Below are 23,909 nucleotides of genomic sequence, written 5' to 3' on the forward strand. Positions count from 1 at the left end.
GAATGGATCATCGCACGACTGGGCAGAAAGAGGGATCTTGTCCGGCGCCGCCCTCGATGCCCCTCAAGCGCGGTACTTGTCCGGATCGGCTCGCACAGTGTGCGAACGATGTCGTCCTGGACGTCCGGTTTCGGTAGAAGCAGGCAGGACGAACGGGCCGCGTCCGGCGGCCATCCGGCATGGTGCGAAGGAGGCGGTCATGGCCCCACCCATGTCCGCGAGCGGATTTCTGGACGCTCTCCGCGGGGAGGGCGTCACGGTCGTCGAGGTCGGCGACTGGCGTCAGCACAACCGCAACCACAAGGGTCCCTGGGGCCCGGTCCACGGGGTGATGATCCACCACACCGCGACGCGGGGCGCCGCCGGCACCGTCGAGGTCTGCCGGGACGGCCGTGCGGGGCTGCCGGGTCCGCTGTGCCACGGCGTGATCACCAAGGACGGCCGGGTCCACCTGGTCGGCTACGGCCGCGCCAACCACGCGGGGCTCGGCGACGACGACGTGCTGCGTGCGGTGATCGCCGAGAAGGGGCTGCCGCCGGACAACGAGGCGAACACCGACGGCAACCGGCACTTCTACGGCTTTGAGTGCGAGAACGTGGGCGACGGCGAGGATCCATGGCCGCAGGCGCAACTGGAGGCGATCGAGCGGGTCGCGGCAGCCGTCTGCCGGCACCACGGCTGGACGGAGCGATCGGTGATCGGCCACCTGGAATGGCAGCCGGGGAAGATCGACCCGCGCGGGTTCACGATGACCTGGCTACGGGAGCGGATCAGGGAGCGACTGAAGGGCTGAGGACGGACCGGGGGCTACGTGTGACTTATGGGCGTGCGGCTGACGGCTTGAGCGTGCCTGGCGGGCTGAGCGCGGGCGGCGGGCTGGGTGCACCGGCTGGGTGCGCGCGGGCGGCCCGCTGTGTGCGGGCGGCGGGCCGGTGCGGACGGCGGGCTGAGCGCGGGCGGCCGGCTGAGTGCGGGCGGCGGGCCGAGTGCGGCTGACGGCTTGAGCGCGCCTGGCGGGCTGAGCGCGGGCGGCGGACTGAGTGCGGCCCGCCGGCCGAGCGCGGCCGGCGAGGTGCGTGCGGGCGGCCAGCTGAGCGCAGGCGGCGAGACGAGTGCGGTCGGCGGGATGCGCGCGGGCGGCCGGCTGTGTGCGGGCGGCGGGACGAGTGCGGCCGGCGAGGTGCGTGCGGGCGGCGGGCTGGGTGCGGGCGAAAATGATGTGGTGACCCGTGCCGATCCGTTCGCCCCGCGCCTTCCCTCACCGTTGCAGGAGGTCGGGGACAATCGTTTCGCCAGGCACGGGCTGCGGCTGCTGCTGAAGCGGGACGACCTGATCCACCCGGAGCTGATCGGCAACAAGTGGCGGAAGCTGGTGCCGAACGTCGAGGCTGCGGGGGGCCGGGCGCTGGTGACCTTCGGCGGTGCCTACTCCAACCATCTGCGGGCCACCGCGGCGGCGGGGCGGCTGCTCGGCGTGCCGACCACCGGCGTGGTCCGCGGGCAGGAACTGGCCGGCCGCCCCCTCAACCCGTCCCTGAGCCGGTGCGCGGCCGACGGTATGCGCCTGCATTTCGTCGAGAGGTCGGTGTACCGGCGCAAGACCGAGCCGGAGACGCTGGCCGCGATCCTGCGCGCGGCCGGCGCCGAGGGGGCGTACGTCGTGCCGGAGGGCGGCAGCAACGCGGCGGCGGTGCGCGGCTGCCGGGCCCTCGGTGAGGAGCTGCGCGGGCACACCGACGTCGTCGCGGTGGCCTGCGGCACCGGCGGCACCCTGGCCGGGCTCGCCGCCGGGCTGGCCCCGGAACAGCGCGCGCTCGGCATAGCGGTCCTCAAGGGCGGCTTCCTCACGGCCGACATACAGGCCCTGCAGGAGCGCGCGTTCGGCGCCCGCAGTGGCACGTGGACCGTCGACGACCGCTTCCACCTCGGTGGTTACGCCCGTACGACCCCTGCGCTGGACGCCTTCGCCGCGGACTTCGGGCAGCGGCACGGCCTGCCCGTCGAACGTCTCTATGTCGCCAAGTTGCTCCATGGACTTGTCGCTCTGGCCGAGGAGGGCGCCTTCGCGCGCGGGACGACGGTCGCCGCGGTCGTGACGGGGCGGCCGTTCCCGTAGACACCTGCTGGAGAGCCCTAACCGGCCTCCCGGTAGGCGGCCGCCTCCTCCAGGTCGAGTCTGCGGAGCAGCGCGCGGAGCATCTCGTCGTCGATGTAGCGGTGGTCGCGGAGCCGGACGAACACCTCGCGTTCGGCGCTGATCATCTCGCTGGACAGCCGCCGGTAGGTGTCGTCGACGGATTCGCCGGTGACCGGGTTGACCTGGCCGAGCCGCTCCCAGACGGCGTTGCGGCGGCGTTCCAGGACCGAGCGCAGGCGGTCGGAGAGCGGCGGGGGCAGGGCGTTGCGTTCGTCAGCGAGGAGGTCGTCCAGGCGGCTCTCGGCCGCGCGCGAGGCCTGTGCCTGGGCGTTGGCCTCGGCGAGCGTCTCGGACTGCCGGTCACGGCCGGGGAACTTCAGCAGGCGGATCAGCGGGGGCAGGGTGACGCCCTGCACGACCAGCGTGCCGATGACGGTGGTGAAGGTCAGGAACAGGATCAGATTGCGCTGCGGGAAGGGATGGCCGCCGTGCACGGTGAGCGGGATGGAGAAGGCGATGGCGAGGGAGACAACGCCGCGCATGCCGGCCCAGCCGGTGACCATCGCACCCCGCCAGGTGGGGTTCTCCTCGCGTTCCCGGATGCCGGCCGACAGCAGGCGGGGGACGAAGGCGGCGGGGTAGACCCAGGCGAACCGGGCCACGACCACCACCAGGAAGACCGCCACCGCGTACCAGGCGGCGTCGAGACCCTCGTACGCCCCGAGGCCCTTGAGGACGACGGGCAGTTGCAGGCCGATCAGCGCGAAGACCGCCGACTCCAGGATGAAGGCGACCATCTTCCACACCGCGTCCTCCTGGAGGCGGGTGGCGAAATCGACCTCCCACGCGCGGTGACCGAGATAGAGGGCGACGACGACCACGGCGAGCACCCCGGAGGCGTGGACCTGCTCGGCGACGCCGTAGGCGACGAACGGGATCAGCAGGGACAGCGTGTTCTGCAGGAGCGGCTCCTTCAGGTGGGTGCGCAGCCAGTGCAGGGGTGCCATCAGGACCAGGCCGACGCCGACGCCGCCGACCGCCGCGAGCAGGAACTCGCCGATGCCGCCCGCCCATGTGGCGCGCGCGCCGACGGCCGCGGCGAGGGCCACCTTGTAGGCGGTGATCGCGGTGGCGTCGTTCAGCAGGGACTCGCCCTGCAGGATGGTGGTGATCCGGGACGGCAGTCCGACCCGGCGCGCGACGGCCGTCGCGGCGACGGCGTCCGGCGGCGCGACCACCGCGCCCAGCACCAGCGCGGCGGTCAACGGCAGCCCGGGAACGATCAGATAGGCGGCCCAGCCGACGGCGAAGGTCGCGAAGAGCACGTATCCGACGGACAGCAGCGCCACGGGTCTCAGCTGGGCGCGCAGGTCGAGGTAGGAACTGTCGACGGCCGAGGTGTACAGCAGCGGGGGCAGCAGCAGCGGCAGGACGATGTCCGGGTCGAGCGTGTAGTCGGGCACCCCCGGCACGTACGACACCACCAGGCCCACCGCGACCAGCAGCAGGGGGGCCGGCGCGGGGGTGCGCCGGGCCGCCGCCGCCACCGCCGCACTGCCCGCCACCAGCAACAGCAGCGGCATCACGTCCATGGTCCTCGCCCGCCCTCTTTTTCCGCGCGGCCACCCGCACACCCGTCGTAATCTGGCAATCATGAAACAGTGCACGCATGCCGACGCGCTGCCGCACCCCGAACCCCGTCCGCTCGGCGAGACCTGTCCGGAGTGCCTCGCGCGCGGGACGCATCCGGTTCAGCTGCGGCTCTGCCTGACCTGTGGCCACGTCGGCTGCTGCGATTCCTCGCCGGGCAGACACGCCACGGAACACCATGAGCAGTCCGGGCATCCGGTGATGCGGACCTTCGAGCCGGGCGAGGACTGGCGCTGGTGCTTCGTCGACCACGTTCTCGTCTGAGGGATCCTTCTCGCAGGACGGATCTTGTATGACGGATCGGGTTCTCCTGTGACCGGCCGCGTTCTCGTGTGACACTGCATGTGACCGCTGACGTCGACGGTTCGAGCGTGTGACGCATGGGTACGTCAACCCGGCGCGCGCACTTCCCATTTGGGCCCGCAGACCCTCTAGACACGGAGCGTATACAGAGGTTTACTGTGAGTGACGCCAGGGGGTTGGGGCCCCGGGGACAGGAACGTTCCGAGCGCGATAGCGTCACCGCGGAACCACCGACGCGTTACCCCGGGGGGCGACCCTCGGCCCCGTAAAGCTTGTACCACCATGGAGGTGAGGGTGTCCCAGATCGCAGGCGAGCCCGCGACCCAGGACTTCGTGGAAGTCCGGCTGCCGGCCGCGGGTGCCTACCTGTCGGTGCTGCGGACGGCCACGGCCGGCCTGGCGGCCCGTTTGGACTTCACCCTGGACGAGATCGAGGATCTGCGCATCGCCGTGGACGAGGCATGCGCGATCCTGCTCCAGCAGGCCGTGCAGGGCTCCGTGCTCAGCTGTGTCTTCCGGCTGGTCGACGACTCGCTGGAGGTCACGGTGTCGGCGCCCACCACCGACGGACACGCGCCCTCGCGGGACACCTTCGCGTGGACGGTGCTCTCGGCCCTCGCGGGCAAGGTCTCGTCCGCCGTCGACGAGGACAAGACCGTGTCGATCAGCCTCTACAAACAGCGCGGCGCGGGACCCGGGCCGGCGTGAGGGACGGGGACGGGCCGGTGCGGGACGAAGAGCGCGGCACACGGGAGCTGCCGACGCAGGGCGCGGGCCCTGCGGACGGTTCCCGACGCATGGCGGACGGCATCGACGGCATTCCCGAGCAGGCCAGGCCGCACCCGGAGGACGACTCCGGGTCGGCCGGCCGGGACGGTGCCGTGCAGAGCACGCCCCCTCAAGCGCAGCGCGGAACCGGATCCGCCGCCCGCGCGGGGGCGAGGGCTCGGGGAAGGGCGACGGGCGGAGCGATGAGCGAGCACGAGCGAGACGCCGGGGACGACGCGCTGCGCGCCGAGGCCGTGCGGGCCGCACCGCACGATCCGCACGACCGCAGCGGCGCGCGTGCGAAGTTCGTCGAGCTGCGCAAGCTCAACGCGGGCAGCCCGGAGTACGCGGAGCTGCGCAACCAGCTCGTCCGCATGCACCTGCCGCTCGTGGAGCACCTGGCGCGCCGCTTCCGCAACCGCGGCGAGCCGCTGGACGACCTCACCCAGGTCGCCACCATCGGCCTGATCAAGTCCGTGGACCGCTTCGACCCGGAGCGCGGCGTGGAGTTCTCCACGTACGCCACCCCGACCGTCGTCGGCGAGATCAAGCGGCACTTCCGCGACAAGGGCTGGGCGGTGCGGGTCCCGCGCCGCCTGCAGGAGCTGCGTCTCGCGCTGACGACGGCCACGGCGGAGCTGTCCCAACTGCACGGGCGCTCCCCCACGGTCCATGAGCTGGCCGAGAAGCTGGCCATCTCCGAGGAGGAGGTCCTGGAGGGCCTGGAGTCCGCCAACGCGTACTCCACGCTGTCGCTGGACGTCCCCGACACCGACGACGAGTCCCCGGCGGTGGCCGACACCCTCGGCGCCGAGGACGAGGCGCTGGAGGGCGTGGAGTACCGGGAGTCCCTCAAGCCGCTGCTGGAGGATCTGCCGCCGCGCGAGAAGCGGATCCTGTTGCTGCGCTTCTTCGGGAACATGACCCAGTCGCAGATCGCGCAGGAGGTCGGCATCTCCCAGATGCACGTGTCCCGGCTGCTGGCCCGCACCCTGGCGCAGCTGCGGGAGAAGTTGCTCGTCGAGGAGTAGGAGGAGGGCCCGCCCCTACTAGTCCGTCCGGCCCGGACCCTTGATGCCGAGGGCCTGGGCCGTCGTGGGGCTCACCAGCAGGACCAGCGCGGCGATGGACACGGCCGCGATGACGATGCCGGCCGGGATGGCGAGGCTGTCCGCCTGGAGCAGGTAGTAGGCGCAGAACAGGCCCATGATCTGCGTGATGACGGCCGGGCCCCTGCTCCAGCCGCGGCGGCGCAGCAGGCCGCGGGCGGCGAGCAGCGGGAGCAGGGCGAGGACGCCGAGGGTGATGCCCAGGGCGACGGCCTGCTGCCGGCTGTCGGGGGAGCCGGTGAGGGCCTCGACGCACACCCACACGCCCGCGGCGAGCAGCGCGATGCCCTCCAGGGCGGCGAGGGCGGCGGCGTACGTCAGCCGACGGGGGCGGGGCTCCTCGGCAGCGGCTGCTGCTGCTTCGGCGGGCGCGGTGGTGGGGTTCTGCTCACGACTCACCCTTGCAGGGTATCCGCCGTCCCCCCGAGGTTCGCCGCCGCGAGCTACGACGCCTGCCCCCACCAGCGCCACCAGGGCGCCCGGCGCAGCAGCGGGCCGGGAGTCACGCTCGCCGGCGCTGCCAGGGTGCCGCTGCGCCCACCCGTGCCGCCCCGAGCGGCACGCATGCCCGCAGCTGGGTGGGAACGAGCCCCGTCAGGGGCGCGGGGAACTGCGCGAGCGGGCGTAGCGGGCCCGCAGGCGGGAACCGGCCCCGGGGTTAGCCGGCCCAGCCCACGGAGTGAGTCGGGCTCTTACCGGATCCCTACCTCGGGCTGGGCCCGGTACTTCCCAGTAGGTACGCTGCCATCCATGCGCGCACTTCTCGTGGTCAACCCGGCGGCAACCACCACCAGTGCCCGCAGGCGCGATGTGCTGATCCACGCGCTGGCCAGCGAGATGAAGCTCGAGGTCGTCACCACCGAGTACCGGGGCCACGCCCGCGACCTCGGACAGCAGGCCGCGGAGAGCGACGACATCCGCATGGTCGTGGCCCTCGGCGGCGACGGCACCGTCAACGAGGTCGTGAACGGGCTCCTGCACGCCGGCCCCGACCCCGACCGGCTGCCGGGCCTCGCCGTGGTGCCGGGCGGTTCCACGAATGTCTTCGCCCGTGCCCTGGGCCTGCCCAACGAGCCCGTCGAGGCCACCGGCGCCCTGCTGGACGCGCTGCGCGAGGGCCGCGAGCGGGTCGTCGGCCTCGGCCTGGCCTCCGGCACGCCCGGCAGCGAGGACGAGGCGGTCCCGGCCCGCTGGTTCACCTTCAACGCCGGCCTCGGCTTCGACGCGGGTGTGGTCGGCCGGGTCGAGCAGCAGCGGGAGCGCGGGAAGAAGTCGACGCACGCGTTGTACGTCCGTCAGGTCGTCCGGCAGTTCCTCGGCGAGCCGAACCGCCGCCACGGGAACATCACGCTGGAGCGGCCGGGCGCGGACCCGGTGACCGACCTGGTTGTCGCCATAGTCTCGAACACGTCCCCTTGGACGTATCTCGGCAATCGCCCGATGTACACGTCACCTAAGGCCTCGTTCGACACCGGCATCGACGTGCTCGGTCTCAGCCGCCTCTCGACCGCCTCGGTTGCCCGGTATGGGACGCAGTTGCTCACTTCGTCCCCCGAGCGCGGACCCCACGGCAGACACGCATTGTCACTGCACGACCTGGACCGGTTCACCTTGCATTCGAAGGCGCCCCTGCCGCTCCAGATGGACGGCGACCACCTGGGACTGCGTACGAGCGTGACGTTCACAGGTGTACGCCGTGCACTGCGTGTGATTGTGTGAGCGGAACGCGCCAAACTCCTTTCACTCGAACGTTTAGGCCAGGATCCACCCCATGGAAGTACGGCTGTGACCTAGTCGACACCGAGGAATCAAAAAAAACTTTCCGGAAGGGGTTGTATCCGCCGCCGAGGTTTGCGAGTCTCTACATGGCGATCGGGACGGCCCGCAACACCGGCCTCCACTGATCACCAGAACCCCTCTTCAAACCCAGGACCAACGCCGGGGAGACTCGGCGGTCGGCCCTTCACTTGTTGAGGGATTCGTGAAAGCGTTCACATTCACAAGCAACTTGCACGTAATACCAAGGAGAGGTAGCAGCCATGGACTGGCGTCACAACGCCGTTTGCCGCGAGGAAGACCCCGAGCTCTTCTTCCCCATCGGCAACACCGGTCCTGCGCTGCTGCAGATCGAGGAAGCCAAGGCCGTCTGCCGTCGCTGCCCCGTTGTTGAGCAGTGTCTGCAGTGGGCGCTCGAGTCCGGTCAGGACTCCGGCGTCTGGGGTGGTCTCAGCGAGGACGAGCGCCGCGCGATGAAGCGCCGCGCCGCTCGCAACCGGGCTCGTCAGGCCTCCGCCTGACACTCCCACCCTGCTTGACAGCCTGAGCTTGGCGGCGCGTGCAGCGAGCACGCATCTCCCGCCCCCGAGCCGCAGCGCGCAGTACCCCCGATGCGCATAGCTTCGAGCTTCAGCCCCGGATCACCCAGTGATCCGGGGCTCAATGCTGTCTCGGGCTCCCTGCGCCCCCGTGCGTCAGTGCTGTTCGGCGCCGGTCCGTTCGCCCTGCTTCTGCGCCCGGACGGGAATGTCGAGGATCACCCGCGTGCCCCGCTCCGGCGCCGGGACCATGTCGAACGCACCGCCCAACTCCCCCTCCACCAGCGTCCGTACGATCTGCAGGCCGAGGTTGCCCGAGCGGTGCGGGTCGAAGCCCTCGGGCAGGCCGACCCCGTCGTCCTGGACGGTGACCAGGAGGCGCGGTTCCTTGCTGGTGCCCCCGCGCAACGCGGAGACCTCGACGGTGCCGGTGTCACCCTCCCGGAAACCGTGCTCCAGGGCGTTCTGCAGGACCTCGGTGAGGACCATCGACAGCGGGGTGGCGACCTCGGCGTCCAGGATCCCGAACCGCCCGCTGCGCCGGCCGGCCACCTTGCCCGGTGAGATCTCGGCGACCATCGCGAGCACCCGGTCGGCGATGTCGTCGAACTCCACGCGCTCGTCGAGGTTCTGCGAGAGCGTCTCGTGCACGATCGCGATGGAGCCGACCCGCCTTACGGCCTCCTCCAGGGCCTCCCGGCCGCGGTCGGAGCCGATGCGCCGGGCCTGGAGGCGGAGCAGGGCGGCGACGGTCTGGAGGTTGTTCTTCACCCGGTGGTGGATCTCCCGGATGGTCGCGTCCTTGGTGATCAACTCGCGCTCGCGGCGGCGCAGTTCGGTGACGTCCCGGAGCAGCACCAGCGAACCGATGCGGGTGCCCTTGGGCTTGAGCGGGATCGCCCGGAACTGGATCACCCCCTCGGTGGCCTCGATCTCGAACTCGCGCGGCGCCCATCCGCTGGCCACCTTGGCGAGCGCCTCGTCCACCGGCCCGCGGGTCGGGGCGAGTTCGGCCGTCGTCTGGCCCAGCGGCTGGCCGACGAGGTCGGAGGCGAGGCCGAGGCGGTGGTAGGCGGAGAGGGCGTTCGGCGAGGCGTACTGGACGAGGCCCTCCGCGTCGAGCCGGATCAGTCCGTCACCGACGCGCGGCGAGGCGTCCATGTCGACCTGCTGGTCGGGGAACGGGAAGGAGCCGGCCGCGATCATCTGGGCGAGGTCGGAGGCGCTCTGCAGATACGTCAGTTCGAGGCGGCTCGGGGTGCGGACGGTGAGCAGGTTGGTGTTGCGGGCGATGACACCGAGGACGCGGCCCTCACGCCGTACGGGGATGGACTCGACCCGTACGGGGACCTCCTCACGCCACTCCGGGTCGCCCTCGCGCACGATCCGGCCCTCGTCGAGCGCCGCGTCCAGCATGGGCCTGCGGCCGCGCGGGACGAGGTGGCCGACCATGTCGTCCTGGTACGAGGTCGGGCCCGTGTTGGGGCGCATCTGGGCGACCGAGACGTACCGCGTGCCGTCGCGGGTGGGCACCCACAGGACGAGGTCGGCGAAGGAGAGGTCGGAGAGCAGCTGCCACTCCGAGACCAGCAGGTGGAGCCACTCCAGGTCGGAGTCGTCCAGGGCGGTGTGCTGGCGTACGAGGTCGTTCATGGAGGGCACGTGTGCGAGCGTACCCGGCGGGGCGCGACGGGCCGAAAAACACCCGCGGGCCGCGGCGCCTGGGAGGGACCCTCAACCCACCCGGCACCGCAGCCCGGAGCATCATCGGCCGTGGGGTGTGCGGTCCCGGTCGGCCGAGGCCGAGGAGCCGGGGCAGTCAGGGCAGAGAGCCCGGTTCCTCGTTCCGCCCTCCTGTGCGGGGAGGACGGAGGCTTTTGTATCGCTCCAGAACATTGTGGACTAGACCACGAACGCCTGTCCATGCACCGGAGCGGGTGCGCCGCCAATGGCTTGATGGCACGTGATGCCACGCAGCCTAGCCCGCGCGGGTGCCCCGCGGGGACAGATGGTCATGGCAATTTCGCATGGCTTCCCGGCACGGGCCCGAGAGGCTGAATTCTGTTAGATTGGTCTAAACCACATAGCGACTTCAGAACGGCAGGCCCAGCGTGGAAGTTGTCATCGTTCCGGACGCCGCGGCGGGCGGCGAGCTGATCGCCGAGGCCATGGCCCAGCTGCTGCGGCGCAAGCCCGACGCCCTGCTCGGCGTGGCCACCGGCTCGACCCCGCTGCCCGTCTACCAGGCACTGAGCGCCAAGGTGCGCGCGCGTGCCGTGGACACCTCACGGGCGCGGATAGCCCAGCTCGACGAGTACGTGGGGCTGCCGCCCGAGCACCCCGAGTCCTACCGCTCGGTGCTGCGCCGGGAGGTCCTGGAGCCGCTCGGGATCCCGATGGAGGCGTTCATCGGGCCGGACGGCACGGCGGAGGACGTCCAGGCCGCGTGCGCGTCGTACGACCGGGCGCTGGCCGCGGCCGGCGGGGTGGACCTTCAGCTGCTCGGGATCGGCACGGACGGGCACATCGGGTTCAACGAACCGTGCTCGTCGCTGGCGTCCCGGACGCGGATCAAGACGCTGACGGAGCAGACACTGGTCGACAACGCGCGGTTCTTCGACGGGCGGATCGACCAGGTGCCGCACCACGTGATCACGCAGGGCATCGGGACGATTCTGGAGGCGCGGCATCTGGTGCTGCTCGCCACGGGCGAGGGGAAGGCCGATGCCGTCGCCGCGAGTGTGGAGGGGCCGGTGGCCGCTGTGTGCCCGGCGTCGGCGTTGCAGTTGCATCCGCATGCGACGGTCGTCGTCGACGAGGGGGCGGCTTCCAAGCTGAAGCTTGCGGATTATTTTCGGCACACCTATGTGAACAAGCCGGAGTGGCAGGGGATTTAACGGACGCGTCTGCCGGGTTCGGATTGCTTCCGGGGCGCGGGTTGACTGTGGCTTGTCGCGCAGTTCCCCGCGCCCCTTCGGGCGCTTATGCCCCTGTGATGACCTCGGCCGCTGCCTGGCCGCAGACCCGGGACGCTCCGTGGGTGGCCACGTGGAGGGTGCCTCGGGGTGGGGACTGGGGGACGCCCATTTCTACGACGATCGTGTCGGGGCGGGCCTTGAGGAGGGTGTCCAGGGCCGTGCTCATCCAGGGGTGGCGGTGTTCGTCGCGGACGACGGCGACCACGCGGCGGGAGCCGGCCGCGGTGAGGGCGGCGTGACCCGCGTCGTCGCCGGTGAAACTGCCCGTCTCGGTGCCCGGCAGCAGCCGGGCGAGTTCGGCGGCCACGCCCCAGGGCGTCTCGTCGCCGACGGCGATGTTGGCGACGGGGGTGAACGCGGCGACGTACGGCGCCTCGGTGAGCGGGCCGAAGGGCAGCTCACCGGCGGTCACGCGGACCGCGCGGCGGGCCGCGCGCAGCCCCACCTCGGGGTCGGGCCCGGTCCGCGTGGCGGCGGCGCCGGAGGTCCAGGCGGCCAGCTCGCGGACCCGGCGGGCGGCGTCGGCGAGCCGTTCCTCGGGCAGCTCGCCGGACCGGACGGCCGCGACCAGGGCGTCGCGCAGGCGCCGTACCGTCTCGTCGTCGGCGAGGCCGCCGCCCACGCAGATCGCGTCGGCGCCCGCGGCGATCGCGAGGACGCTGCCGTGCTCGATGCCGTAGGTGTCGGCGATCGCCTTCATCTCCATGCCGTCGGTGACGATCAGGCCGCAGTAGCCCAGCTCGCCGCGCAGCAGGTCGGTGAGGACGGGCCGCGACAACGTTGCCGGACGGTCCGGGTCCAGGGCCGGGACCAGGATGTGGGCGCTCATCACGGCGCGGGTGCCGGCGGCGATGGCGGCGCGGAAGGGCGCCAGGTCGCGGGCGTCGAGGACGGCCGTGTCGACGTCGATGCGGGGCAGCGCGTGGTGGGAGTCGACCGCGGTGTCGCCGTGGCCGGGGAAGTGCTTGGTGCACGCGGCGACGCCGGCCGACTGCAGGCCGCTGACGTAGGCGGCGGTGTGCCGGGCGACCAGGCCGGTGTCGGCGCCGAAGGAGCGCACGCCGATGACCGGGTTGGCGGGGTTGGAGTTGACGTCGGCGGAGGGGGCCCAGTTGAGGTTGACGCCGCAGGCGGCCAGGCGGCGGCCGAGTTCGCGGGCCACCTGGCGGGTCAGCTCGACGTCGTCGACGGTGCCGAGGGCGTGGTTGCCGGGGAACGAGGAGCCGGTGCGCACCTCCAGGCGGGTGACGTCACCGCCCTCCTCGTCGATGGCGACCAGCACGTCGTCGCGTTCGGCGCGCAGCTGGGCGGTGAGGGCCGCGACCTGGGCGGGCGAGGCGATGTTGCGGCCGAACAGTCCGACGGAGGCGAGGCCCTCGCCGAGGCGGCGCAGCAGCCAGTCGGGGGCGGTGGTTCCGGTGAAGCCGGGCTGCAGCACGGTGAGCGCGTCCCGGGTGAGTGTGTCGGTGCCGCTGGCGAATGTCGTCATCGGGTGGCGTTATCCCTTCACGGCGCCCGCGGTCAGGCCCGCGGCCATCTTGCGCTGGACGAGGAGGAACAGAACGACGATCGGCACGGCCATCATCGTGGCTCCGGCCATCATCGGGGCGTATTCGGTGCCGTGCTTGGTGCTGAAGTTGCTGAGCCACACGGTCGCGGTCTGGTGTTCCTGGCTGAGCAGCATCAGGGCGTAGAGGTACTCGTTCCAGGCCTGGATGAAGGCGTAGACGGAGGTGGCGACCATGCCGGGGGCCAGCAGGGGGAAGACGACGCGGATGAAGGCGCCGGTGCGGGAGCAGCCGTCGACCATCGCGGCCTCCTCCAGCTCCTTGGGGATGTTGACGATGAAGCCGCGCAGCGTCCACACGGTGAACGGCAGGACGAACGTCAGGTAAGTGATGATCAGACCGGACAGCTTGTCGTACTGATCGAGGTCGTTCAGCAGCAGGAAGACCGGGATGATCATGGCGACCAGCGGGACCATCTGCACGGCGAGGATGCCGACGATCACGACCTTGCGGCCGCGGAAGGCGAACCGGGAGATGGCGAGCGCGGCGAGCATGCCGACGACGATGCCGACCACCACGACGGACAGCGACACGATCAGGCTGCGGCCGACCGGGCCCCAGAAGTCGGCGATGTCCAGCGCGCGGCGGAAGTTGGACAGGGTGATCCCGGTGGGGAACAGGCTCGGGTCCGGGTCGATGGCGTCCTTGGCCGGCTTGAACGCCGTGTTGAGCATCCAGTAGACGGGGAAGCCGGCGGTCAGGAACACCAGCAGGCCGAGGATGTTCCAGCCGAGCCGGGACGTGCGGCGGGGTGCGGAAGCGAGGCTCATTCGACCTCTCCGATCTTCAGCATCTGGCGCATGTACACGGCGACCACGCCGAGCAGCAGCAGGACGGTGATCAGGGCGATCGCCGAGCCCTGCGCGTAGTCGTTGAGCACGAAGGCGCGGTCGTAGGAGTAGGTCGCCAGGATCTGGAAGTCGGCCTCCGGGTGGCCGCCGCGCATGACGAAGACCTGGGGGAAGACGCCCATGTCCCAGATGACCGACAGGGTCGTGAGCATCACGATGATCGGCTTGAGGATGGGCAGGGTGACATGCCGGAAGACGCCCCAGGCGGTCGCGCCGTCGAGGCGGGCGGCCTCCTCCAGCTCCTTGGGGACCTGGGTGAGGCCGGCGCTGAGGGTGATGACCACGAAGGGCACGGCGCCCCAGACCACCAGCAGCATGATGACGGCGAGGCCCTGGGGTCCGCTGGCGAACCAGTTGTGGCCGATCATGTCGACCCCGGGCAGCTTGCTGAGCAGGGCGTTGAGGATGCCGTAGTCGGCGTCGAAGAGCCACTTGAAGACGGTGGTGGCGACGATGACGGGCATGCCCCAGCTGGCCACCAGGGCGATGTTGATGAGGGTCTTCACCCAGCCGGAGACACGCTGGAGCAGCAGGGCGACCAGCATGCCGAGGACCATCGTGAGGATGACCGAGCCGGCCGCGAAGACGATCGTGCGGACGACGACCTGCCAGAACTCGCTGTCGCCCAGCACGGCGGAGAAGTTGTGGAAGCCGACGGACTCGGCCGGCTGGAAGCCCCACAGCTGGGACTGCCCGAACTTCTGGAAGGACAGGGAGACCAGCCGGACCAGCGGGTAGCCCATGACCACGGCGAGGACCAGCAGGCAGGGCGCGAGCAGCAGCCAGGGGGTGGTGGCCCCGCCCGTTCTGCGCGACGTGCGCGGTCCGGCCTGGACGCCTGGTGGCGGTGCGTGCCGCGGCGGCGGCACCTTGGCGGGGGTGGTCGTGTCTGCGGCACTCATCGCGCGCTCCTCAGCGGTCCCTCTGGCGGTACGAAGACCCGGCCGTGCGAGGTCTGGCGGGCTCGCACGGCGGACGTCCAGCAGGGCCGCGCGACACCTCGGTCGCACGGCCGTACGAACGGCAGGGCCCCGCCCCCCGCGGAACCCCCCAAGGCTCTACGAGGCCCTGCCGTCGCGTCACTTGGCGTTGATGACCTTGTCGATCGCGGCGTCCGCGGTCTTCGCGGCGGCCTGGACCGACTGCTTGCCGGTGCCGATGTTCTGCAGCATGGTCTGCAGCACCTGGGCCTTCTCGACCTGGCCCCAGCCCGGCGCCATCGGGACGAACCAGTTGGACTCGGCGGCGGTGGCCGGCACGGCGGTGGCCGGGTCGCTCTTCAGGGTGGCGAGGTCCGTCTTGTTGTTCGGCAGGTTGCCCTTGGCGATCAGGCCCTTCTGGCCCTTGGCGCCGGTGAACGCGTTGATCCACTCGGCGGCGACGCCCTGCGCCTTGGACTTCACCGGGATGGCGAGGTCGGAGCCGCCGAGGAACACCGGCATGTTCTTGCCGGACGGACCGGGCATCACGAAGTTCTCGAGGTCGTCCTTGAGCTTGCCGGTCTTGTCGTTCTTCGGGTCGGCCGCGGTCGCGCCCTCCCAGGCGGCACCGAAGATCAGGTCGGACTTGCCCTGGCCGTAGACGATGTAGCGGTCGGACTCGTCCTTGGTCTTGTCACCGTGCATGTACTTGTCGATGACGTTCTTGAACTCGGTCAGGCCCTTGATCGACTCGGGCGAGGAGAGGTTGCCCTTCCACTGGCCGCCGTCCTGCTTGGCGATGGAGCCGCCGGCGTCGTAGACGAAGGACATGGCCGCGTACCAGTCACGGGTGGGCTGGTACCAGGCGTTGAACTTGCTTCCCTCCTTCTTCTGCACCTTGTCGAGGTCGGCGGTCAGCTCGGCGTAGGTCTTCGGCGTCGACTTGATCCCGGCCGAGGCGGCGATGTCCTTGCGCCAGGTGGCGACGCGGCCACCGGCGTAGTACGGCACGCCGTAGGTCTTGCCGTCGTACGTCACCGAGGCCTTGAGGCCGTCCAGCCAGGCGGAGGAGTTGTCGAACTTGGCCGGGTCGACGGGGGCGAAGGCGCCCTTGACCATGTAGCCGAGCATCTCGGTGTTGCCCATCTCGACCACGTCGGGGGCCTTGTCCGTGGCGAGGACGGCGTCCAGCTTGGTGTTCTTGTCCGGCCAGCCGTAGTACTCGTGCTTGATCTTGATGCCCGGGTGCGCCTTCTGGACGGCGGCGTCGGCGGCCTTCACCAGGTTCGGCCAGTTGTTCTGGGCGTCGACGGTGAGCCAGACGGTCAGCTCCTTGGCGTCCGTCCCCCCTGCCTTGCTGTCGTCGTTGTCACTGCCACACGCCGCGATGGAGACGACCATGCCCGCGATACCGATCGCGGCTATCAGCTTGCGCTTCACGCCACCCTCCTCAGGGATGCCTCAAACCCCCCAGGCTCCCTGCGGTGACCGTTGAAGGTGCGTACCGCCCACGGGGCCGGGACCTGGACCAATGGTGTAGACCAGTAGGGGGAGCTTGGCCCAGACCAATAGGCCTGTCAAGGGTGTTCAACAGGGCTCCGGGCGTCCGTGACGGGACCGAGATATGCAGGAACCTTTCATTGCGCAAGCGACAGATCGGACGGACCAGTTCCGCCGGACCACGCACGTCGGCCGCATCGTTGGACTAGACCAACCGGGGTCACGACGGTATACAGAGGAGATCACGGAGCGTGCGGGTGGACCCCTGTCACACGAAGCCGTGCCACGATGTGAGCCGTGGCCGATGGGATGCCGTCGCAGTCGGCATCAGGAGCCGGGAAGGCAGAGCATGAGCACCGACGTCAGCAGTGCGGAGAACGAGGCCGGCGGAACCGTCCGTACCGCGCGCGTGCCCAAGTACTACCGCTTGAAGAAGCACCTGCTCGACATGACCCAGACCCAGGCGCCGGGCACGCCGGTCCCGCCGGAGCGCACACTGGCGGCCGAGTTCGACACCTCCCGCACGACCGTCCGCCAGGCCCTGCAGGAACTGGTCGTCGAGGGACGGCTGGAGCGGATCCAGGGCAAGGGCACGTTCGTCGCCAAGCCCAAGGTCTCCCAGGCGCTGCAACTGACCTCCTACACCGAGGACATGCGCGCCCAGGGCCTGGAGCCGACCTCCCAGCTGCTGGACATCGGCTACATCACCGCCGACGACCGGCTCGCCGGACTGCTCGACATCACGGCCGGCGGGCGGGTGCTGCGCATCGAGCGACTGCGCATGGCCAACGGCGAGCCCATGGCCATCGAGACCACGCACCTGTCCGCCAAGCGCTTCCCGGCCCTGCGGCGCTCGCTGGTCAAGTACACCTCCCTCTACACCGCCCTCGCCGAGGTCTACGACGTCCACCTCGCCGAGGCCGAGGAGACCATCGAGACCTCCCTGGCCACCCCGCGCGAGGCCGGCCTGCTCGGCACCGACGTCGGCCTGCCCATGCTGATGCTGTCCCGGCACTCCCTGGACCGCGAGGGCAAACCGGTGGAATGGGTGCGGTCGGTGTACCGCGGGGACCGCTACAAGTTCGTGGCCCGGCTCAAGCGGCCGCTGGACTGAGGTCCGGCGGGGAACCCCTGGAACGGCATCGGCGGGCGACCGCGCATCCGCTGTCAACCGAATCCGGCAGTACGGCAACTCATGAGGGACGGAACCATCCGCCCCGGTCATCGTGAAGCCGCCTGCCGGATTCGCTGTTTCCACGGGCCTTCCCCGGGGCGGAAACCGTCGCTTACATTGCCTGCGCATTACACCTGATCGGCAAAGGGGACGGAGCGGCCGCATGCCGGAGTCAAGTGAAGTGAAACCAGCGGTGGTCACGCCGGTGCGCGTGATCATCGCCCTGTGCCTGTGCGCACCGTTCGTGGCGATGATGTGGGTCGGCTCGTACGCCAAGAGCGACCCGGCGTTCATCGGTATCCCGTTCTTCTACTGGTACCAGATGCTGTGGGTGATCATCGCGACCGCCCTGACCATGCTGGCCTACCAGCTGTGGCAGCGTGACCAGCGCGCCCGCACCTCGCGGAAGGGCGGTGCGGCGGAATGAAGACCGGGGTCAACGGCGTCGCTCTCGGCGTCTTCATCTTCTTCTTCGTGGCCGTCACCGTCATGGGCTTCCTGGCCGCCCGCTGGCGCAAGGCCGACAACGAGCACTCCCTGGACGAATGGGGCCTGGGCGGACGGTCGTTCGGCACCTGGGTCACCTGGTTCCTGCTCGGCGGCGACCTCTACACGGCGTACACCTTCGTCGCCGTACCGGCCGCCATCTACGCGGCGGGCGCGGCCGGCTTCTTCGCGGTGCCGTACACGATCCTGGTGTACCCGCTGATCTTCACCTTCCTGCCCCGGCTGTGGTCGGTCTCGCACCGGCACGGCTACGTGACCACCTCGGACTTCGTGCGCGGCCGGTTCGGCTCCAAGAGCCTGTCGCTGGCGGTCGCCGTCACCGGCATCCTCGCCACCATGCCGTACATCGCCCTCCAACTCGTCGGCATCCAGGCCGTGCTGGACGTCATGGGCGTCGGCGGCGGGGCGCACGCCAACGGGTTCGTGAAGGACCTGCCGCTGCTCATCGCGTTCGCGGTGCTGGCCGCGTACACCTACTCCTCCGGGCTGCGCGCCCCCGCGCTCATCGCGTTCGTCAAGGACGCGCTGATCTACATCGTCATCGCGGTGGCCATCATCTACATCCCCATCAAGCTGGGCGGGTTCGACGACATCTTCGCCGCGGCGAACCACAAGTTCACGACGACGGGCGCGGGCGGTCTCGTGCCGGGCGCGGACAAGCAGTGGACGTACGCCACGCTGGCGGTCGGCTCCGCGCTGGCCCTGTTCATGTACCCGCACTCGATCACCGCGACGCTGTCCTCGCGCAGCCGCGAGGTGATCCGGCGCAACACCACGATCCTGCCCCTGTACTCGCTGATGCTGGGCCTGCTGGCCCTGCTGGGCTTCATGGCGATCGCGGCCGGGGTGAAGGTGACCAACGGGCAGCTGGCGATCCCGCAGCTGTTCGAGAACATGTTCCCGGACTGGTTCGCGGGCGTGGCCTTCGCGGCGATCGGCATCGGCGCGCTGGTGCCGGCGGCCATCATGTCCATCGCGGCCGCGAACCTGTTCACCCGCAACATCTACAAGGACTTCATCAAGCCGGACGCCACGCCCAGGCAGGAGGCCCAGGTCTCCAAGATCGTGTCGCTGCTGGTGAAGCTGGGCGCGCTGGTCTTCGTCCTCACCATGGACAAGACGGTCGCCATCAACTTCCAGCTGCTGGGCGGCATCTGGATCCTGCAGACCTTCCCGGCCCTGGTCGGCGGCCTGTTCACCCGCTGGTTCCACCGCTGGGCGCTGCTGGCCGGCTGGGCGGTCGGCATGGTCTACGGCACGGTCGCCGCGTACGGGGTCGCCTCGCCGACACAGGCGCACTTCGGCGGCTCCGCGGCGAAGATTCCGGGTATCGGAGAGATGGGGTACATCGCCCTCACCGCGTTCGTCCTCAACGTCGCCGTCACGGTGATCCTCACCTTCGTCCTGAGGGCCGTGAACGCCCCGGCGGGCATCGACGAGACCACCCCCGACGACTACACGGCCGACGCGGGCGACGCCGGAGTCCAGGTAGAACTCCCCCCGGCCACGGCGGGTGCCGGTCACTGACGGCCCCTTCTTGAGCAGCGCCCACGCGAACGCGCCCCAAGGGGCGCGGGGCCGTATCAATGTGCGGCTCCGCCGCGTGGGCGCGACCAGCCCAGAACGACCCGCAGCGGGCCGCCGAAACGCACCAGCGACGGCGGCCCACTGTCGTACACACTGACCGGCATGGACATACAGATCCGCCCCGCCGATCCAACCGAATACGCAGCTCTCGGAGAGATCACCGGCCGCGCCTACCTGGACGACGGCCTCCTCGACTACGGCGAGAGCGACCCGTACCTGCCGGTGCTCAAGGACGTGGCGGCCCGCGCGGCCCACGCCGAGGTCCTCGTCGCCGTCGCCGGCGACCACCTCCTCGGCGGCATCGCCTTCGTCCCGTCCGGAGGACCCGTCGCCGACATCGCGCGCCCCGGCGAGGCCGAGATCAGGGCGCTCGCCGTCGCCGCCGAGGCGCGCGGCCGGGGCGCCGGCGAGGCGCTGGTGCGTGCCTGCCTGGACCGGGCGAGGGCCATCCCCGGCTGCACGGCCGTCGTGCTGTCGACCCAGCGGGCCATGCACACCGCGCACCGCATCTACGAACGTCTGGGCTTCGTACGCACACCCGAGCGGGACTGGAATCCCGTGCCGCACCTGGACGACTTCACGCTCCTCACCTACAAGTTGACGCTATGAAGCCGGTGCAACACAACATCTGGGGGTGACACCACAGCCCGGCACAAGATGTATGCTCATGCTCGCTGTCGCCGCAGGGGAATCCGGTGCGAATCCGGAACTGTCCCGCAACGGTGTACTTGTGCGTGTCTGTTCCGTAGGAAGGCCGCGCGCAGGAGTCAGTCCGAGGACCTGCCGACAGCGCGCCCGGTCCGTCCGGTCCGGGTGTCCAGAGTCGTCCGGGCCTCGTGGAGTGGGCCGGCGGACGCGGCGCCGTGCGCGCTCGCGCTGCCCCTTGCCCTCCGCAAAGCCCCGTGCCGAGCGAGGGAGAGCCCCACGTGACCATCGCGCCAGCCGACCCGGCTTCAGTCACCGAACTGAAGACCGACGGTCCCGGTGCCGCGCTGCTGCGGACCCTGACCGAGCTGACCGCCGACCTCCCCGACGCCGACCCCGGCCGGGTCGCCGCCGCCGCGCTGCGCGGCCGGTCGGCGCACGCGGACGAGGCGGAGTTGCGGGAGCTGGCCACGGAGGCCGCCGCCGGCCTCATCTCCGAGGACCCCGCCTACTCGAAGCTGGCGGCCAGGCTGCTGACCCTCGCGATCCGCGCCGAGGCCGCCTCGCAGGGCGTGACCTCCTTCACCGGGTCCGTGGCCGTCGGTCACCGCGAGGGGCTCATCGCCGACCGCACCGCCGAGTTCGTGCGGCTGCACGCCCAGCGGCTGGACGCGCTGGCCGACCCGGCCGCCGACGACCGGTTCGGCTACTTCGGCCTGCGCACCCTGCACAGCCGCTACCTGCTCCGGCACCCGATCACCCGGCGCGTCATCGAGACGCCCCAGCACTTCATGCTGCGCGTGGCGAGCGGGCTGGCCGAGGACGACACGGCCCGGTCGGTGGACGAGGTCGCCGCGCTCTACGGCCTCATGAGCCGCCTCGACTACCTGCCCTCCTCCCCCACTCTGTTCAACTCCGGCACCCGGCACCCCCAGATGTCGTCGTGCTACCTCCTCGACTCCCCGCTGGACGAACTGGACTCCATCTACGACCGCTACCACCAGGTCGCCCGCCTCTCCAAGCACGCCGGCGGCATCGGGCTGTCGTACTCCCGGATCCGTTCGCGGGGTTCGCTGATCCGGGGCACCAACGGGCACTCCAACGGGATCGTGCCGTTCCTGAAGACCCTCGACGCCTCCGTGGCCGCGGTGAACCAGGGCGGCCGGCGCAAGGGCGCGGCGGCGGTATACCTGGAGACCTGGCACTCCGACATCGAGGAGTTCCTGGAGCTGCGGGACAACACCGGTGAGGACGCCCGCCGTACGCACAACCTGAACCTCGCGCACTGGGTGCCGGACGAGTTCATGCGCCGGGTGGACGCCGACGGGCCCTGGTCGCTGTTCTCCCCGGCGGACGTTCCGGAGCTGGTCGACCTGTGGGGTGCGGAGTTCGACGCGGCCTACCGCGCGGCCGAGGCGAAGGGGCTCGCGAAGAAGACCATGCCGGCCCGTGAGCTGTACGGCCGCATGATGCGGACGCTCGCGCAGACCGGCAACGGCTGGATGACGTTCAAGGACGCCGCCAACCGCACCGCCAACCAGACGGCCGAGCCGGGCCACGTCATCCACTCCTCCAACCTGTGCACGGAGATCCTGGAGGTCACCGACGACGGGGAGACGGCGGTCTGCAACCTGGGTTCGGTGAACCTGGGCGCGTTCGTGGCCGGCGGGGACATCGACTGGGCGCGGCTGGACGAGACGGTCCGCACGGCCGTCACCTTCCTCGACCGGGTCGTCGACATCAACTTCTACCCGACCGAGCAGGCGGGCCGCTCGAACGCGCGCTGGCGTCCGGTCGGCCTCGGCGCGATGGGCCTCCAGGACGTCTTCTTCAAGCTGCGTCTGCCCTTCGACTCCCCCGAGGCGCGGGCGCTGTCCACCCGGATCGCGGAGCGGATCATGCTCGCCGCGTACGAGGCGTCCGCCGACCTCGCCGAGCGCAACGGCCCGCTCCCGGCCTGGGACAGGACCCGTACCGCCCGCGGGGTCCTGCACCCCGACCACTACGACACCGAGCGGACCTGGCCGGAGCGCTGGGCGGCGCTGCGCGAGCGGATCGCGCGGGTCGGTCTGCGCAACTCGCTGCTCCTCGCGATCGCGCCCACCGCGACGATCGCCTCCATCGCGGGCGTGTACGAGTGCATCGAGCCGCAGGTGTCCAACCTGTTCAAACGCGAGACGCTGTCGGGTGAGTTCCTGCAGGTCAACTCCTACCTGGTGCGGGACCTGAAGGACCTCGGCGTCTGGGACGCCCGCACCCGGGAGGCGCTGCGCGAGGCGAACGGCTCGGTGCAGGACTTCGCGTGGATCCCCGAGGACGTGCGGCGGCTGTACCGCACGGCGTGGGAGATCCCGCAGCGCGGCCTGATCGACATGGCCGCGGCCCGCACCCCGTATCTGGACCAGGCGCAGTCCCTGAACCTGTTCCTTCAGACGCCGACGATCGGCAAGCTCTCCTCGATGTACGCGTACGCCTGGAAACAGGGCCTGAAGACGACGTACTACCTGCGTTCCCGCCCGGCGACGCGCATCGCCCGGGCCGCGCGGGCGACCGTGCCCGTGCAGCAGGCCGCCGACCCCGAGGCGGTCGCCTGTTCCCTGGAAAACCCCGAGTCCTGCGAGGCCTGCCAGTAATGACTTCCCGCAACACGAACCTGCTCGACCCGGGCTTCGAGCTGACGCTGCGCCCCATGCGCTACCCGGACTTCTACGAGCGCTACCGGGACGCCATCAAGAACACCTGGCACGTGGAGGAGGTCGACCTCCACTCGGACGTGGCCGACCTGGCGAAGATGACGCCCGCCGAACAGCATCTGATCGGCCGTCTGGTGGCGTTCTTCGCGACGGGCGACTCGATCGTCGCGAACAACCTCGTGCTGACCCTGTACAAGCACATCAACTCCCCCGAGGCGCGGCTCTACCTCTCCCGCCAGCTCTTCGAGGAGGCCGTGCACGTCCAGTTCTATCTGACGCTGCTCGACACGTACCTCCCCGACCCGGAGGACCGGGCCGCCGCGTTCGCGGCCGTGGAGAACATCCCGTCCATCCGCGAGAAGGCGGAGTTCTGCTTCACGTGGATGGACTCGGTCGAGAAGATCGACCGCCTGGAGTCGAAGGCGGACCGCCGCCGCTTCCTGCTCAACCTCATCTGCTTCGCCGCGTGCATCGAGGGCCTGTTCTTCTACGGCGCCTTCGCGTACGTCTACTGGTTCCGCAGCCGGGGTCTGCTGCACGGCCTCGCCACGGGCACCAACTGGGTGTTCCGCGACGAGACCATGCACATGAGCTTCGCCTTCGACGTGGTCGACACGGTCCGCAAGGAGGAGCCTGACCTGTTCGACGACCGGCTCCAGCAGCAGGTCACCGACATGCTCCGGGAAGCCGTCGAGGCGGAGCTGCAGTTCGCCCGCGACCTGTGCGGCGACGGCCTGCCCGGCATGAACACCGACTCGATGCGCCAGTACCTGGAGTGCGTCGCCGACCAGCGCCTCACCCGCCTCGGCTTCCCCCCGGTGTACGGCTCGGAGAACCCCTTCTCCTTCATGGAGCTGCAGGGCGTTCAAGAACTGACCAACTTCTTCGAACGCCGCCCCTCCGCGTACCAGGTGGCGGTCGAGGGGACGGTCGACCTGGACGAGGACTTCTGAGCCTTCTGCTGCTCAGGGTGCCGGGGCTCGCCGCCGTGCCTCTCCTGTGCCTCCCTCAGTTCGCGGTCGATGCGCTTCTCGTGCAGGAGGCCGAGGAAGGAGGGGAGGGCGATGAAGGCCAGGAGGGCGAAGGTGGCGAGCATTCCGACGAGGGCCTGGATCTGGTTTCCGTTCATGGACACCACTGTCGTGCGGGACGCCTCCGACGGGGAGTGGCAGGACTGCCGTACACCATCGAATAACTGCCAGCA

The 23,909-nt window shown here is 70.3% G+C and carries 22 protein-coding genes and 1 riboswitch; of the genes, 14 read left to right on the top strand and 8 right to left on the bottom strand.

The genetic code is table 11. From position 1 onward, the window contains the following. Positions 1 to 199 precede the first annotated feature (199 nt). Together DBP14_RS09870 and DBP14_RS09875 are read left to right on the top strand one after the other, a co-directional pair. Entirely contained in the window at positions 200 to 793 is a 594-nt protein-coding gene (locus DBP14_RS09870) for an N-acetylmuramoyl-L-alanine amidase (RefSeq protein WP_129306651.1), read from the top strand. A gap of 429 nt (positions 794 to 1,222) precedes the next feature. Beyond that, positions 1,223 to 2,116 (top strand): pyridoxal-phosphate dependent enzyme, encoded by an 894-nt coding sequence (locus tag DBP14_RS09875; RefSeq protein WP_129311768.1) that lies wholly within the window; start codon positions 1,223 to 1,225, stop codon positions 2,114 to 2,116. 17 nt (positions 2,117 to 2,133) lie between these two features. Here the strand turns inward: DBP14_RS09875 and DBP14_RS09880 are convergent, their stop codons facing one another. Further along, positions 2,134 to 3,729, bottom strand: a complete 1,596-nt coding sequence (locus DBP14_RS09880; RefSeq protein ID WP_129306653.1) for a Na+/H+ antiporter — start codon at positions 3,727 to 3,729, stop codon at positions 2,134 to 2,136. Between the two features lie 61 nt (positions 3,730 to 3,790). Here DBP14_RS09880 and DBP14_RS09885 point away from each other — a divergent pair, with 61 nt between their 5' ends. The 3 genes from DBP14_RS09885 (at position 3,791) to DBP14_RS09895 (ending at position 5,889) form a co-directional block, all read left to right on the top strand. Continuing rightward, entirely contained in the window at positions 3,791 to 4,051 is a 261-nt protein-coding gene (locus DBP14_RS09885) for a UBP-type zinc finger domain-containing protein (protein ID WP_129306655.1), read from the top strand. Positions 4,052 to 4,384: 333 nt separating this feature from the next. Next, a complete protein-coding gene (locus DBP14_RS09890) occupies positions 4,385 to 4,798 on the top strand; it encodes an anti-sigma regulatory factor (RefSeq protein ID WP_129306657.1) in 414 nt (137 codons plus the stop codon). Then, entirely contained in the window at positions 4,795 to 5,889 is a 1,095-nt protein-coding gene (locus DBP14_RS09895) for an RNA polymerase sigma factor SigF (protein ID WP_129306658.1), read from the top strand. The genes DBP14_RS09890 and DBP14_RS09895 overlap by 4 nt, the downstream gene beginning before the upstream one ends. Positions 5,890 to 5,907: 18 nt before the next feature. On the opposite strand, the gene DBP14_RS09900 is transcribed toward DBP14_RS09895, so the two are convergent. After that, positions 5,908 to 6,366, bottom strand: a complete 459-nt coding sequence (locus tag DBP14_RS09900) for a hypothetical protein (RefSeq protein WP_129306659.1) — start codon at positions 6,364 to 6,366, stop codon at positions 5,908 to 5,910. A 351-nt stretch (positions 6,367 to 6,717) separates the two neighbouring features. On the opposite strand from DBP14_RS09900, the gene DBP14_RS09905 reads away from it, so the two are divergent. Together DBP14_RS09905 and DBP14_RS09910 are read left to right on the top strand one after the other, a co-directional pair. Next, positions 6,718 to 7,686 carry a diacylglycerol kinase family protein gene (locus DBP14_RS09905; protein ID WP_129306661.1) on the top strand — a complete coding sequence of 323 codons (969 nt, stop codon included), beginning with the start codon at positions 6,718 to 6,720 and terminating at the stop codon, positions 7,684 to 7,686. Positions 7,687 to 8,006: 320 nt separating this feature from the next. Beyond that, positions 8,007 to 8,264 (top strand): WhiB family transcriptional regulator, encoded by a 258-nt coding sequence (locus tag DBP14_RS09910; protein WP_040248489.1) that lies wholly within the window; start codon positions 8,007 to 8,009, stop codon positions 8,262 to 8,264. A gap of 174 nt (positions 8,265 to 8,438) precedes the next feature. Here DBP14_RS09910 and DBP14_RS09915 read toward each other — a convergent pair whose 3' ends face one another. Beyond that, a complete protein-coding gene (locus tag DBP14_RS09915) occupies positions 8,439 to 9,935 on the bottom strand; it encodes a PAS domain-containing sensor histidine kinase (protein ID WP_129311769.1) in 1,497 nt (498 codons plus the stop codon). A 458-nt stretch (positions 9,936 to 10,393) separates the two neighbouring features. Here DBP14_RS09915 and nagB point away from each other — a divergent pair, with 458 nt between their 5' ends. Next, on the top strand, positions 10,394 to 11,179 hold the full coding sequence (gene nagB, locus DBP14_RS09920; protein ID WP_129306663.1) for a glucosamine-6-phosphate deaminase: 786 nt from the start codon (positions 10,394 to 10,396) through the stop codon (positions 11,177 to 11,179). A gap of 85 nt (positions 11,180 to 11,264) precedes the next feature. Here nagB and DBP14_RS09925 read toward each other — a convergent pair whose 3' ends face one another. The 4 genes from DBP14_RS09925 to DBP14_RS09940 all read right to left on the bottom strand — a co-directional run bounded on the left by DBP14_RS09925 (position 11,265) and on the right by DBP14_RS09940 (position 16,039). After that, positions 11,265 to 12,749 carry a glycoside hydrolase family 3 protein gene (locus tag DBP14_RS09925; protein ID WP_129306664.1) on the bottom strand — a complete coding sequence of 495 codons (1,485 nt, stop codon included), beginning with the start codon at positions 12,747 to 12,749 and terminating at the stop codon, positions 11,265 to 11,267. A gap of 9 nt (positions 12,750 to 12,758) precedes the next feature. Next, a complete protein-coding gene (locus tag DBP14_RS09930; protein WP_129306666.1) occupies positions 12,759 to 13,598 on the bottom strand; it encodes a carbohydrate ABC transporter permease in 840 nt (279 codons plus the stop codon). Then, entirely contained in the window at positions 13,595 to 14,581 is a 987-nt protein-coding gene (locus DBP14_RS09935) for a sugar ABC transporter permease (protein WP_129306668.1), read from the bottom strand. Before DBP14_RS09935 ends, DBP14_RS09930 begins: the two co-directional genes overlap by 4 nt. A gap of 177 nt (positions 14,582 to 14,758) precedes the next feature. Further along, positions 14,759 to 16,039, bottom strand: a complete 1,281-nt coding sequence (locus DBP14_RS09940; RefSeq protein WP_129306670.1) for an extracellular solute-binding protein — start codon at positions 16,037 to 16,039, stop codon at positions 14,759 to 14,761. A gap of 409 nt (positions 16,040 to 16,448) precedes the next feature. On the opposite strand from DBP14_RS09940, the gene DBP14_RS09945 reads away from it, so the two are divergent. The 6 genes from DBP14_RS09945 (at position 16,449) to DBP14_RS09970 (ending at position 23,658) form a co-directional block, all read left to right on the top strand. Continuing rightward, positions 16,449 to 17,213, top strand: a complete 765-nt coding sequence (locus tag DBP14_RS09945; protein ID WP_129306672.1) for a GntR family transcriptional regulator — start codon at positions 16,449 to 16,451, stop codon at positions 17,211 to 17,213. A gap of 223 nt (positions 17,214 to 17,436) precedes the next feature. Further along, positions 17,437 to 17,700 (top strand): DUF3311 domain-containing protein, encoded by a 264-nt coding sequence (locus DBP14_RS09950; protein ID WP_206739241.1) that lies wholly within the window; start codon positions 17,437 to 17,439, stop codon positions 17,698 to 17,700. Further along, on the top strand, positions 17,697 to 19,307 hold the full coding sequence (locus DBP14_RS09955) for a sodium:solute symporter family protein (protein WP_129306674.1): 1,611 nt from the start codon (positions 17,697 to 17,699) through the stop codon (positions 19,305 to 19,307). Before DBP14_RS09950 ends, DBP14_RS09955 begins: the two co-directional genes overlap by 4 nt. A 162-nt stretch (positions 19,308 to 19,469) precedes the next feature. Next, the gene (locus DBP14_RS09960; protein WP_129306676.1) at positions 19,470 to 19,976 is read left to right on the top strand and encodes a GNAT family N-acetyltransferase; all 507 of its coding nucleotides are present in this window, start codon (positions 19,470 to 19,472) and stop codon (positions 19,974 to 19,976) included. Between the two features lie 77 nt (positions 19,977 to 20,053). Further along, a riboswitch (cobalamin riboswitch) is annotated at positions 20,054 to 20,148 on the top strand. A 145-nt stretch (positions 20,149 to 20,293) separates the two neighbouring features. Next, complete coding sequence (locus DBP14_RS09965; protein WP_129306678.1) at positions 20,294 to 22,645, top strand: ribonucleoside-diphosphate reductase subunit alpha; 2,352 nt, start codon at positions 20,294 to 20,296, stop codon at positions 22,643 to 22,645. After that, positions 22,645 to 23,658 (top strand): ribonucleotide-diphosphate reductase subunit beta, encoded by a 1,014-nt coding sequence (locus DBP14_RS09970; protein WP_129306680.1) that lies wholly within the window; start codon positions 22,645 to 22,647, stop codon positions 23,656 to 23,658. The genes DBP14_RS09965 and DBP14_RS09970 overlap by 1 nt, the downstream gene beginning before the upstream one ends. Here DBP14_RS09970 and DBP14_RS09975 read toward each other — a convergent pair. After that, positions 23,571 to 23,834 (bottom strand): hypothetical protein, encoded by a 264-nt coding sequence (locus DBP14_RS09975; protein ID WP_241740858.1) that lies wholly within the window; start codon positions 23,832 to 23,834, stop codon positions 23,571 to 23,573. The two genes, DBP14_RS09970 and DBP14_RS09975, sit on opposite strands and share 88 nt — an antisense overlap. Between the last annotated feature and the right edge of the window lie 75 nt (positions 23,835 to 23,909).

It is taken from the genome of Streptomyces sp. L2, assembly GCF_004124325.1.
In the GTDB taxonomy this organism is placed as follows: domain Bacteria; phylum Actinomycetota; class Actinomycetes; order Streptomycetales; family Streptomycetaceae; genus Streptomyces.